Here is a 12,998-nt window from a genome sequence, read left to right on the forward strand (position 1 = left end):
GCGTTACGCCTTCTGCGGAAAAACCGCACGCAACGCAGGGATACGCAGATAAAGGCTCACCCATATGAGGATACCAAAAACGATCGGGAAATAATAAGGGGCATTTACGCGTGACATAATTGCCACGGCACCACCGAGGTAACAGCTCAGGAAAACAGCGCCCAGCACGGCCGTACGGGGTATGGCATATAACAGGGTGCAAAGCAGCAGTACAATACCTAATCCTTGTACCTGGGATTCCGGCCAACCTAATGCTACACTACCTTTTACAGATACTTCCGCATTAATTGCTTTCATGCCTCCGTCTACCAGGAGAAAAAGCAAGCAGAGAATAGTGATCACCCAGCCGGTGATGTTAGCGCTTTTAGAAGGAGTTGCGGGCTTCATATAAATTGTTTGTGTTTCCATAAAGTGTGATTTTTCTTTGTGTGATTGATGATACAAACTTAGGCTGATTCCGGGTTTTAGGTCGAGGGCGAATACGACATTCTTAATGGCCGATTGCGACAAATGCAGAACACCTTACCTTTGCGCCATGGATTATTTCAAAAAGCAGCTTGATTTACTCAAATTAGAACGCGAAACAGACCGGCAATCGTATCAGCAAATGACCACCACCTCCTCTGTGGCAGAGCGCCGTGCCAACGGGTTAACCTGGTATCCCATTGCTATCCGGGGTTCTGAAATGAGCCGGGGCGACTATCTGACCGTAGAAGTAGAACGTACCACGCACCAGGATATCCCCCATCAGCTGCGCTTTGGCGCCTCCGCCATGTTATTTTCCAATCATGATCCCAAAGAAGATCACCTGGAAGGCACCATCTCCTACCAGGGTGGTAATCGCCTGAAAATAACCCTGCGCACCGATGAGCTACCCGAATGGGCCAATGACGGCAAGCTCGGTATCGATGTGTTGTTTGATGATAACAGCTACGATGAAATGCAGAATGCCCTCAAACAGGCAGACGCACTACAGGATAAATCACCTGAAGGTAAGCTGATTAAAATACTGACCGGCACGCAAAAGCCGTCGTTTCATGAAGAACTAGCCCCTTACGTTAATCCCCGGCTAAATGCCTCCCAGCAAGCCGCCGTAACAAATATACTACGTGCCAACGACCTGGCCATTGTGCATGGTCCTCCCGGCACCGGTAAAACCACTACGCTGGTACAGGCTATTAAAGCGTTGATACAACAGGATCGTCAACAGATACTGGTGGTAGCACCGAGCAACACAGCTGTAGACCTGCTCAGTGAAAAGCTGTCGGATGAAGGATTAAATGTACTCCGGGTAGGGAACCCGGCACGCGTTTCGGAACGACTCACTGCGCTGACACTCGACAGCAAAGTATCAGAACATAGCAGTATCAAAGAAATTAAACGGCTGAAGAAACAAGCCAATGAATTCCGCGATATGGCGCATAAGTACAAACGCAATTTCGGTAAAGCAGAAAGAGAACAACGCAAAGCGCTGTTTGACGAAGCCCGCAAAATCATGAAAGAAGTGGGTAACACCGAGCAATATATCATAGATGATGTCATTGCCAAAGCACAGGTGATCACTGCTACGCTTGTTGGCGCCAATCATTACACCGTCAAAAATCTGCAATACCATACCGTTGTGATAGATGAAGCAGGACAGGCCCTGGAACCCGCCTGCTGGATCCCTATCCTGAAAGCACAGAAAGTAGTGCTGGCGGGAGATCATTGCCAGCTATCGCCCACTATTAAATCGGAGGAAGCCGCCAGGAAAGGATTCAGCACTACCCTGCTGGAAAAGTGTACCCTGTTATATCCGGAAACTGTGACGCTACTGGAAGAACAATATCGCATGCACGAAACCATTATGGGTTATTCTTCCGGTATTTTTTATGGCGATAAACTAAAAGCGCATGCTTCTGTAGCACACCATTTGTTATTCAACAACGATAATCCTTTATCTTTTGTAGATACCGCCGGTTGCGGATTTGATGAGAAATCAGAAGGAACCAGTACCACTAACCCGGAAGAAGCCGTGTTTTTATTCAGGCACCTGACAATGCTGGTGACTGAACTGAGTACACATTACCAGCCGAAAGATTTTCCCACAGTAGCAGTTATATCTCCCTATAAACAACAAATACAACTCTTAAAAGAACAACTGCTGCATACACCTGCCTTACAGCCCTATGCAGATAAAATTTCGGTAAATACCATTGATAGTTTCCAGGGACAGGAACGCGATATTGTGTATATCAGCATGACACGCAGCAATACCGAAAACAAGATTGGGTTCCTATCTGATACGCGGCGCATGAACGTGGCGATGACCAGGGCACGTAAAAAGCTGGTAGTAATTGGCGACAGCGGTACCCTCTCCCAGCTGGCCTTTTACGCCGGGTTTATCAGCTACGCGGAAAATAAAAACGCTTACCAGAGTGCGTGGGAATTTATGGATATGTAGTAGCGATACTCATTTCTTCCAATAGTTGTTTATTAAATTCCGGTGTTTGTTCAAACATCGGGAAATGGCCGGCGCCTTCTATCCATCGTAGTTTAATACCCGGGCGCAGGATTTTCAGTTCATAGGTATAAAAAGCCAGGGCATCCTGTTTGCCGGCAATAATGGTAACAGGGCCTTTATATTGATCCAGCTTTTTAGTCAGGTCGAAATGTATTCTTCTGAGATCACTGACCATCAGCTGTTGCATTACCAGGTTGGATTTTGCCACATTTATTTTTTTCAGCATGCTATCAATCTGTGATTTGTTATAGATATAACTTAGTCGTATGGTGTTGAAATAACGCTTCATTTGCTCGTCTGTGGCTTTTCCGGCGTTCATCACTTTTTCGAGCGAATCTGTTAAGCTCACCTCTGCTGTGGAAAGACGGCTACGCAGGTTATTCATATGTGTAGTCATCCATTCCGGTGAATATTTATAATATCCAGGATCCACCAATACGAGTGCGCTTACCTTATCCGGGTAATTAGCAGCAAAACTCATTGCCAGTATAGCACCCCAGGAATGTCCATAAAACACGGCCTTCTTCAGGTGCAGATGTTCCAGGAGGCGGCGCAAATCTTTCATCGCTTCTCCGAGATTGATAGTGGTAGAATCAAAAGGCACAGGAATGGATAACCCTGTACCTCTTTGCTCCAGCAAAATGCTGCGGTATTTTTTACTGAGGGTAAGGGCTACCTCCTCCTGTTGCAGGCAGGAATTACCAGGGCCGCCGGATAATATGATAACGGGGGTACCACTACCATAAGTATGAAAATAAAGGTAACCGTTGGGATAATTGATAGAGTCCAGTTGCTGGCTATAGCCGTATGATGCGCATAACAACAGCATGGTTAACAACACGGGTATTCTCATAAAAAGCAGGTTGAAAAATTTACTATTAATGTACTAAAAATCCAGAAAACGGTATCTTGTGTTTTCTTTCGCTTAATCCTCCAACAATATGATACCGATCAGCCAGTTGCTCCTTTTCGCTTTCACCGCCTTGCTCATGGTGTTAGTACCAGGCCCTAATATGATTTACCTGATTTCCCGTTCGGTCACGCAGGGGCGGAAAGCGGGGTTTATTTCACTTTGCGGGGTGGCTTGTGGCTTCCTGTTTCACATTACCCTGGTATCATTTGGGTTAACGGCGGTATTAATGGCCGTTCCTTACGCTTATACGGTGCTCAAATTAACCGGTAGCGCGTATCTGCTGTACCTTGCCTGGCAAACGCTTAAACCGGGCGGAAAGAGCCTGTTTGACACCGACCGGCAACTGGACGTCGATAAGCCGTTGAAGTTATTCAGCATGGGTTTATTTACTAATATGTTGAATCCAAAAGTGGCGGTGTTTTACCTGTCGTTTTTTCCACAGTTTATTAAACCTGAATACGGCTCCGTACTGGCGCAAAGCTTTCTGTTGGGACTTACACAAATCACTGTCAGCTTCACAGTCAACTTTTTAATCATATGTTCAGCTGCCGGCGTAACGCGCTGGTTTGCGGCCAATCCTAAATGGGTACGTGCGCAGAAGTGGCTAATGGGGGGAGTTTTCGGCGGTTTAGCCCTGAAAATGGCGCTGGACAAGGGCAAATAAAAGCTTGTCACCCGGTCAAAAATGCGTAACTTTGCGGACTTTTTCGGGTAAGATAAATGGTAGCCTGCTCATAGTGATCAGCCTGTTTATTTTTTGAACAAAGACATTATGAGTAAGATAGTTGATTACCGGAAGTTACTGGGCGTAACCAAAACTACCGAGTTAAAAGAATTAAAAACAGTCTACAGGAACTTAATGAAGGAGTGGCACCCTGATAAATTTGAGGGACTGGAAGAAGAGAAAAAGCAGGAAGCAGAGCTGAAAAGCAAAGAACTGATCGAAGCTTATCACTTCCTGGTGAGCATTGCACCGGAAACAATTGCTGCTGCACTTCCCCAGTATACAGAAACGATCTCCGCTTCCACCATCGTAGACTTTAGTTATACCAAACAAACCTTACAGTTGCACTTCCAGGATGGCAGCAGCTACGAATACCTGGATGTTCCAAAAGCAATATATGTGAAGCTCATTAACTCAGATACACCGGGCAGATTCTGCCGCAGACATGTGTATCATGAGTTTGTGTATCGCAAGGTGAGCAAAGCCATGGAGGTTTAAAGCCTTTACAGCAAAGGGTTTCATCGCATCATCATTTAGTATGTGCTGATTTTTTTCCAGGAATTTTTGAAAAAAATTTGGTGAAATGCTTTGTCTGCTTATCTTTGCAACCCCTGACACGATATCAGTTGCCCAGATGGCGAAATTGGTAGACGCACTGTGTTCAGGTCGCAGCGCCTGCAAGGGTGTGCTGGTTCGAATCCAGTTCTGGGCACACATGAAGGTTGTAAGTCAAAGACTTACAACCTTTTTTGTTTGTACAAATGTCGAAATTCACGCTTTTTAGCACTTCTTCCCACTATTTGCGACACTCAAAAGACACTCACAATGACACTCGGTCTTGTAAACATCGTATCTGATAACAGCAGATACAATTGGAAGAAGTTGATATTAATTCATGAACCTGGTAATCCATCCTCCCTCCAGAAATCCATTTATATTATTGGCAGTTATTTAAGCGCCGAAATGTCACAACTGACAATAATTACAAGCAATCTTTCATCATGTTTCCTTTGCACTCTTATTAACAGCTTCTCACTAACATCAACGTCTAGTACAGCTTACGACTCACTTCTGACTGGCATGGCACATACATTGTGTACACCGAAAATCTATGTGAGAGGATTAGACGTTACCTATTAGATAAATATTCGGGGGATACACCGGCCAATTACTACTTTCGTTTTAAGCAAACATTATAGGCAGCAACAAAGGATAAATATTTTATTGATAATCCTACGGAAGCAATAGCTGCAAAAGGCAATCCTGGTACCGTTATAAAAGATAATCTCGAGGTAGATGAATATATCGCTCTCTTAAAGACTCCCTGTTTAAACCAACAGGTAAAATTGGCATTTATTCTTTCCTGTTACTCTGGCTTACATTGGGTGGATGTGTATGCATTAGAATGGCCAGATGTAATGAACCGAAATCTAACAACAAGAATAATACAACACAAAACTGGTCAACCCGTTGTTATAACCTTACATCCTATAGCCTTGGCTGTATTAAATCAAGTTAGAAGTTTGGCATCAGACCCAACACAACTAACAGGCAAAATATTCAGATTGCCAAGTGCTGACGGGGCAAATAAAGTGCTTGGACAATGGGTAAGCGAGCTGGTATTGAGAAACATATTACCTGGTCCTGTGCTCGTCTTAGCTTCTCAATCCTGCTCAAGGACCGAAACGTTGACGATCCAACCATCGCCTACCTGTTAGGGCATACAACAACAGACCAGGTACAAAAAGTTTATAAGAGACATAGGCCCAAAGATCAAAAAAATACAATAGATAACTTACCATCGTATGAGATGGATATTTTTTAACAAAGAAGCCGGCCACTCCCGGGGGTTTTTTATATCTATGTCCACTATTATTTTATTCCGATCACTGTTGTTGCAGGCTGTAACCCTTCGCTGCTGGCTTTAATCACGAGATTTCCTTTTGCCCCCTTCTTCGCCTTTACAATTACCTGCGCCATGCCGTTGAATGCAGGTCTGTCGTGGCTTTGAAATGGAACAAAAGAAGTAGGATCGCCATTGTCGGTGGCTACAATTTCACCCGGCCCTTCAATGGAAAATTTAACAGGTGCGTGTGAACGCGGCACCATCAGGCCTCCATTGTCCTGCACACGCAGGGTGATATAGCAGAGGTCATTCCCATCGTTCAGTACCGTTTTGCTTTCAGGGAACAATGCCAGTTTCGCCACATCACCGGTAGTTTTCACCACGTCAGTTGCCCAGACTTTCCCATTTTTATAGGCCACTACTTTCAGCTCTCCCGGCATGTACTTCACATCTTCCCAGATCAATCTGAAATCTATACCTGGCTGCTTCGATTTTCTTCCGAGGCTCTTTCCATTGAGGAACAGTTCTGCTTCATCGCCGGAGGTATACACATGCACCGGAACGATAGAGTCCACTCTTTCCGGCCAGTTCCAATGCGGGAAGATGTGCGCCATAGGGAACTCCGGACGCCAGTGTGCCTGGTAGCTGTAAAAACGGTCTTTGGGAAACCCGCAGAGATCGAGAATGCCGAAGTAGCTGCTGCGTGATGGTGGGTTCTTCTTCGTCAGTTCTGCCAGCGCTTTTTCCAGCTCTGCACGTTTGCCCGGGTCATTGCGGAAATTGAGCAGGTTGGTTTCATCTGAATTATAGGGCGTTGGTTCGCCCAGGTAGTCGAATCCCGTCCATACAAACTCGCCCAGCAGATGCGGGTATTTTGCGTGGGTACGGAATTGCTCATCCGGTGTGCAACCCCATCCTGGTTTTGCATTATCGTAGGAAGATACCTGCCAGTTTTTATAATCGCCGTCGAAGAAATATTCGCCCCTGGTGCTGATGCAGGAGGAAGTTTCACTGCCCATAGTAGGCATCTCTTTATAACGGGGATCGTTGTCCCATTTAGGCTGCTGAGAGAAGAAATAATTCACGCCCATCAGGTTTAATCCCATCACGGCGCCGGATTCGCGGCCGCCGTCAGGATCGTTGTAACCGTTGGATACGGGTCTGGTAGTATCTTCCCGGCGTACCATATCTGCCAGTTCTTTCGTCATGGCTACGTCCCGCTGATCCATTACTTCGTTGCCGATAGACCAGATGATCACGGACGGATGATTGCGGTCGCGATGTATCAATGCCTGTAAGTCGCGCTCACGCCATTCATCAAACAGTTTGTTATAATCGTTCTTTCTTTTGCCATGCTTCCATGCATCGAAAGCTTCATCCCAAATGAGGAAGCCCATTTTATCAGCCAGTTCCAGCAGCCCAGGTGCGGGCGGATTGTGGGAAGTACGGATGGCATTACATCCCATGGATTGCAGTATCCGCAGCTGCCTGGTCAGTGCACTTTTGTTCAGTGCAGCGCCGAGGGCACCCAGGTCGTGGTGGTTACAGACCCCTTTTATCTCTACTCTTTTTCCATTGAGCAGGAAACCATTCCGTGGTGTAAATGCAATAGTGCGGATGCCAAAAGGCGTATTGTAGGTATCGGTAATTTTATTATTTACGCGAACGATGGTTTGTGCCAGGTATCGCTGCGGATGCGCTATGCTCCAGCGTTTAGGCGATGCCACTGCAGCAGCGGCAGTGGTCACATAATTTTTTCCTGCACTGATGGATACAGATACCGGCTTTGTGGAGGCCACTTTTCTACCGGGATGGTCATTACTGTCCAGTTCATAAATATCCGTGTGTACGTTGGCGGTAGTGGCAGTGTTACCCTGGTTGTCCAGGGTTACTTTCACCTGTACGGACGCCGCTTTATCTGTTACGGTTGGCGTAGTAACAAATGTGCCCCAGTTGGCTACATGCACCGCATTGGTTTTTACCAGCCATACATGACGGTAGATGCCGGCGCCCGGGTACCAGCGTGAATCCCAGCTTTCAGTATCCAGCCGTACCGCAATTACGTTTTGCTTACCAGGTTTCAGGTAAGGCGTAATGTCCATCCTGAAAGAGTTGTAGCCGTAGGGCCAGGTGCCCGCGTACTGGCCGTTCACCCATACTTTAGCATAGGCCATGGCGCCATCGAAGTCTACAAAAATTCGTTTATCCGCATCCGTTACCGGGATGCTAAAATATTTCCTATACCAGCCAATCCCTTTCCATGGCAGCTTGCCGGTGTTACCTTCCAGGTCTATCCGAAAGGGACCCTGGATGGCCCAGTCGTGCGGCAGGTTCAGGTGTTGCCAGTCGGTATCAGCCAGCTCCGCTGCTTCCAGGTGTGCAGGTTCTTCTTCGCGGGTACCATCCGGCTGTAGGCCAAAGCGGCTGAACAGCCAGCCATCGTCGAACAGACGCGTATCGGTGGTACCCATCCTGTTGACAGGTGATTGCGCCTGAGCGGCGGTGCCCCACATTAAAAAGCAAATGCAACCCAACCATAGCAGGGGCCAAGAAAATTTGTTACTCATTGATCTGTAAAATTGATAGCTTGAAGCCGCGCAACCCAACAACGGCAATATGCAAATCAACGAAAAATAAGATCGCGGCAGTGCCACTGGTTTAACAATTTCTGCTGTTATATTGACATCCCTGCCTGCATCACCGCCCTTCCCCTACCGCCACCGCTTATCCCAGGCAGGCTTAGTTATCACGTAATTATTTATCTCAGTAGATCTACTTAGAATTCCACCAAAGTATCCCGGTAATTTTGCTGGCAGTAATAACACCCCTGAGGTCATGCAATACTTAAAACATTTGATGAAGGCCAGTTTGCTGGCAGTGCTCCTGGCCGCGTGCCAGGGCAAAGAGATAGTAGCGCCGCAACCGGCACCAGATCCAATCCCGGTAGATACCGGCGTAGCAGTGCTGCCAGGCGTTGCTGACGGCGATCCGGTCACCAAAACCATCGGCGCTGCCGGCGGCACCATAGCCACCACAGATGCACGCATCTCCATAAACATTCCCGCAGGCGCGCTCACCAGCGAAACGGTTTTTACAATCCAACCTATCACCAATACCAACAATGCCGGGCTGGGCAAGGCTTTCCGCATCACGCCGCACCTGGCATTATCTAAACCCGCAACTATTACATTCCATTACGAACAGGAAGATCTGAGCAACACTTTCGCAGAAGCACTGGGCATTGCCTACCAGGATAACGCCGGCAAATGGAAAGCCATTGGCGGTATTCAACTGAATAAAGAAATGAAGTCCGTTAGTGTGAAAACCACTCACTTCAGCGACTGGAGCTTCTTCGAAGCCATTTCACTGGAACCGGCAGATGCCTATATCGATCCGGGAGCCAGCCAGCAGCTGGCCGTGAAAGCCTATTTAAATGCCGGTGCAAAAGACATCCTGGCGCCGCTAACCGAAGAGGGAACAGAATCGTATATCACCAGCGGCAAAAATGATTTACTGCCAACGTTCATCGACAAGTGGGAACTGGCCGGTGATGGCCAGCTGACAGCCAATGGTAGTCATGCCACCTATAAGGCGCCGGCCATATTGCCCGCTGTAAATCCGGTGATCGTAAGCGTAAAAATTAAACTGAAAGATGGCGCATTAGGCATCCTGCTCTCCCGGATATTCGTGATGCCGGAAGGTATCGCCATCAGGATCGATGGCGGCGAATGGAACCTGCTGGGAGCGGCATCCGGCACCAGCAGCAACGGTATGAACCGTGTTGGCGCTATGCTGGAAGACGGGTCTCTCCCCTCCTGCAATATTACGTGGATGGGCGCTGCCACCGGCCGCAGGAGCTGGTCGGATAAAACATATTTCACGCTTCAGGTATGGAACAATCAAATCTACCAAAGTGGATATCAGATAAATGAAGCCAGCTTCCCCAGCCCCGGCTCTCTGCAGGTGATCGGTGTAGATCCGGCGGGCGGTTACATGATTGGTAAGTTCCACATGGACCGCGCCAGTTCACAGAAACCCGTCGGCGATAAAGTGATTTACAAAGAACACGTCATTGATGGCGTATTCCGGGTAAAAAGACTTATTTAACAAAGCGTACAGATCTGGAATGTAGCAAATGGCCTGCGGGTTTTCCTGCAGGCTTAATTATAACCAAGTAGTTTCTTATATTTGTTGGGACAGGTGAAGAAGCGCCTAAAAGCGTGTAAAAGAACACACTTTTTAGGTTTTTGAATGAATGCGACAATTATTTGACACTCAAAGATTATAACTAATCGGTAGCCAGCCGGATAAGAATCCAGTTCTGGGCACGAAAATGGACAAACCTAGGTTTGTCCATTTTTATTTTGGGGTAATCTGTGCAATATATATATCCAGCTTAACCGCTTCTGTGGGTTAGACGGTTCGATAACTGATTTTATCAAAAGTGAATCCCCCAAAAAATCGAACCATACTTTCTTTACACGTGAATTATTCTATTGTTGCATTGACTTCCAATTAACTCTTATCATTGTTTTGGGATCTGGCTTTCGGGTGATTCATTTAACTGGAACCTGGCACTCCCTCCATGTGAAAATACTAATGAAAAATAAGCACGATGGCAAAGGGCCACTACACTATCGCGTTACAGTCACGTTTTTCAATACTATTGTCCTCTTCAATTACTTTATATCTATTGAATAGACCGTACCTTTGCAAAACCCAACCGGTCTTGCTGTTGCTACCCATCAATATTTCCGGGTTACACTGTGATTCAATGCAACCCGTACTAAAGGAACAGAACAGGCGTACGGCAGTTGCTTCACGTTGTTGTATAATCCGGGGGTTAGAAAAAAATGGGAAGGCCTTTTTATCAATATATGAGAGGGGAATATGAGAAACATTATCCTACCGCTAATATCAATACTCATAGTAACCGGCTGCCAGCCCACTGAAAAAAAGCTGCCGTATTTGGGTGTACCAACGGTGACCCAACACTTCCGGAATGGCAATACGGTGTATGATTCCGTATATCCGGTGGTACCTGCTTTTAATCTTACAGACCAGGATAGCACAACGGTGACGCCTCAGACATTTGAGGGGAAAATATATGTAGCGGATTTTATTTTTCTTTCATGTCCCACCATCTGTCCTAAAATGACCGCCAATATGTTGCGGATTTATGATCATTTTAAAAATGATAACAGGGTTAATTTCTTGTCCCATACCATTGATCCCAGGAATGATACCATTCCCAAACTGAAGGCCTATACTAACAGTTTGAAAATTACAGATAAAAAATGGCGGTTTGTAACAGGTAATCAGGATACAATCTTTCGCCTTGCAGAAAAAGGTTACTACGTCGCAGCTGGTAAAGACAGTACTGATCCGGGTAATTACATACATAGCGGAGGACTGTTACTGGTAGACCAACAACGGCATGTTAGAGGACTCTATAATGGCACTAACAAGGAAGAAATGGAACATTTGATAAAAGACATTCAAATCCTGCTAAAAGAAGACTCCGGAAGGCCTTGAAGAAGATCCTATCCATATGGCTCCTTGGCGTAATACTTATCCAAAGTACAGGCAACTGCTGGATCATAGCGGCCTTTTACCTGAACAGGAATAACATTGCGAAGGCACTCTGTGTAAACCGGTTTGAACAGCTGCCGGTTTGTCGCGGTACCTGTTACCTCCAGAAGAAGCTGATAGAAAATGAACATCAACAGGACCGGTTGCCTGAGCTAAAGCACAAAGAAATCCTGCTATTTTTTGAATCGGTATCTATACCCGATATCGGTTTTCTCCCTGAAAACAAGGGATCTTGCGGTGTTTATATATCGCCTTACGCTCCCGATTCTCATCTGCGCAAAGTTTTTAAACCTCCCGCCTGTTGAACCAGTAACAACATGCCCATTTAACACTATCAATCTTTTATGTGCTTATGAAAACAGGAGAAATAACTGTTTTATCTGCCAGCATGTTTCAGTCAGGTAGTGATTATTTCTGGGTGGGTGATCTGGAGCATTTATTGGAGAAATACCCGGTGTTGGAATTCCCCAATAAAAGACGTTTTTATGTATTCCTAATCATAGAAAGAGCGCAGGGCGGCGTTGTCGTAGACGGTAATGCCTTGCGACTGGACCACCCAAAGATTATCTGTGTTAAGCCCGACAGTATATTCAGTCTGGAAATAAACCGGACTGCAAAAGGTACCATTTTATGTTTTACAGAGGAGTTTTTCTCTATCAGGTACAACAATAACGCATTGTCCAACTTCACTTTCCTGGAAAGGGAATATGGCTGTTATGTGAGGCTGGCAGAAGAAAAAGCCAAGGAATGGGAACAATTGTCTGTTTTTATGAAACAGGAATATGCGGGGCAACAGAAAGGTGCCGATAGTGTGCTCAGATCGTTTCTGAATATTATGTTGTGTAAACTGGATCGTGAATTTTCACATGTGATCCCTCTGATGAAGAAAAACACATATGAAGAAAAGATTAAACAGTTCAGGTCATTACTGGATGAACATTTTATTACACACAAAACACCTGCTTTCTATGCTTCCAGACTAAATATCACTACTAATTACCTGAATAAGCTATGCGGAAAATATTATGGGGTATCCACCGGTGAATTGATAAGAAGGAGGATCACCATTGAAGCTCAACGGCTATTGCATTATACGGTATTACCGATTGCGGATATTGCCAGGCAGCTGGAGTTTGAAAGTGTATCTTACTTTATTACTTTCTTTAAAAGAGATGTAGGTACTACACCGGAAAATTTCCGAAAGAACCATTAAAACAGTATGATGTATGTCCAGGCATTCCACCGGCAAAAAAATAATAATACGGGTTCTGGTACGAGCCCGGAAAGTAATTGGCATTGTACCGCCTCCCAGGATAATACAAATTAATCTTAATTAAAAAAGCAACATATGGTGAAAGATACCAATGAAGTGCTACATAACAATGAGCGCAGGTTTAACCGGAGCAGGAAGATGCTAAAG

Annotated in this window: 10 protein-coding genes and 1 tRNA gene; 8 read left to right on the forward strand and 3 right to left on the reverse strand. The window is 45.8% G+C overall.

Annotated elements, in window-relative coordinates; translation table 11 throughout:
* Window positions 1-3 precede the first annotated feature (3 nt).
* Window positions 4-408: a DoxX family protein gene (locus J7623_RS25825; protein WP_291926207.1), complete on the reverse strand. Its 405-nt coding sequence runs from the start codon at window positions 406-408 to the stop codon at window positions 4-6.
* Between the two features lie 127 nt (window positions 409-535).
* Between J7623_RS25825 and J7623_RS25830 the strand changes: the two genes are divergently transcribed.
* Window positions 536-2,443, forward strand: coding sequence for an AAA domain-containing protein (locus tag J7623_RS25830; RefSeq protein WP_291926209.1), 1,908 nt, complete (start codon window positions 536-538; stop codon window positions 2,441-2,443).
* Here the strand turns inward: J7623_RS25830 and J7623_RS25835 are convergent.
* A complete protein-coding gene (locus J7623_RS25835) occupies window positions 2,430-3,356 on the reverse strand; it encodes an alpha/beta hydrolase (RefSeq protein ID WP_291926213.1) in 927 nt (308 codons plus the stop codon). The genes J7623_RS25830 and J7623_RS25835 overlap by 14 nt on opposite strands.
* An 88-nt stretch (window positions 3,357-3,444) precedes the next feature.
* Between J7623_RS25835 and J7623_RS25840 the strand changes: the two genes are divergently transcribed.
* The 3 genes from J7623_RS25840 to J7623_RS25850 all read left to right on the forward strand — a co-directional run bounded on the left by J7623_RS25840 (window position 3,445) and on the right by J7623_RS25850 (window position 4,852).
* On the forward strand, window positions 3,445-4,080 hold the full coding sequence (locus J7623_RS25840; protein WP_291926218.1) for a LysE family translocator: 636 nt from the start codon (window positions 3,445-3,447) through the stop codon (window positions 4,078-4,080).
* 108 nt (window positions 4,081-4,188) lie between these two features.
* The gene (locus J7623_RS25845; RefSeq protein ID WP_291926221.1) at window positions 4,189-4,638 is read left to right on the forward strand and encodes a KTSC domain-containing protein; all 450 of its coding nucleotides are present in this window, start codon (window positions 4,189-4,191) and stop codon (window positions 4,636-4,638) included.
* Between the two features lie 130 nt (window positions 4,639-4,768).
* Window positions 4,769-4,852: transfer RNA gene (locus J7623_RS25850), tRNA-Leu, on the forward strand.
* A 1,160-nt stretch (window positions 4,853-6,012) separates the two neighbouring features.
* Here the strand turns inward: J7623_RS25850 and galB are convergent.
* Window positions 6,013-8,553, reverse strand: a complete 2,541-nt coding sequence (galB, locus tag J7623_RS25855; RefSeq protein ID WP_291926223.1) for a beta-galactosidase GalB — start codon at window positions 8,551-8,553, stop codon at window positions 6,013-6,015.
* A gap of 268 nt (window positions 8,554-8,821) precedes the next feature.
* Between galB and J7623_RS25860 the strand changes: the two genes are divergently transcribed.
* From J7623_RS25860 to J7623_RS25875, 4 genes are all read left to right on the forward strand, one after another.
* Complete coding sequence (locus J7623_RS25860) at window positions 8,822-10,093, forward strand: hypothetical protein (protein WP_291926226.1); 1,272 nt, start codon at window positions 8,822-8,824, stop codon at window positions 10,091-10,093.
* An 861-nt stretch (window positions 10,094-10,954) separates the two neighbouring features.
* The gene (locus J7623_RS25865; protein WP_291926229.1) at window positions 10,955-11,521 is read left to right on the forward strand and encodes an SCO family protein; all 567 of its coding nucleotides are present in this window, start codon (window positions 10,955-10,957) and stop codon (window positions 11,519-11,521) included.
* Complete coding sequence (locus tag J7623_RS25870; RefSeq protein ID WP_291926232.1) at window positions 11,518-11,883, forward strand: hypothetical protein; 366 nt, start codon at window positions 11,518-11,520, stop codon at window positions 11,881-11,883. The genes J7623_RS25865 and J7623_RS25870 overlap by 4 nt, the downstream gene beginning before the upstream one ends.
* A 47-nt stretch (window positions 11,884-11,930) precedes the next feature.
* Window positions 11,931-12,791, forward strand: coding sequence for an AraC family transcriptional regulator (locus J7623_RS25875; protein ID WP_291926236.1), 861 nt, complete (start codon window positions 11,931-11,933; stop codon window positions 12,789-12,791).
* Window positions 12,792-12,998 lie beyond the last annotated feature (207 nt).

This window comes from Chitinophaga sp., assembly GCF_017745275.1.
Classification (GTDB): Bacteria; Bacteroidota; Bacteroidia; order Chitinophagales; family Chitinophagaceae; genus Chitinophaga.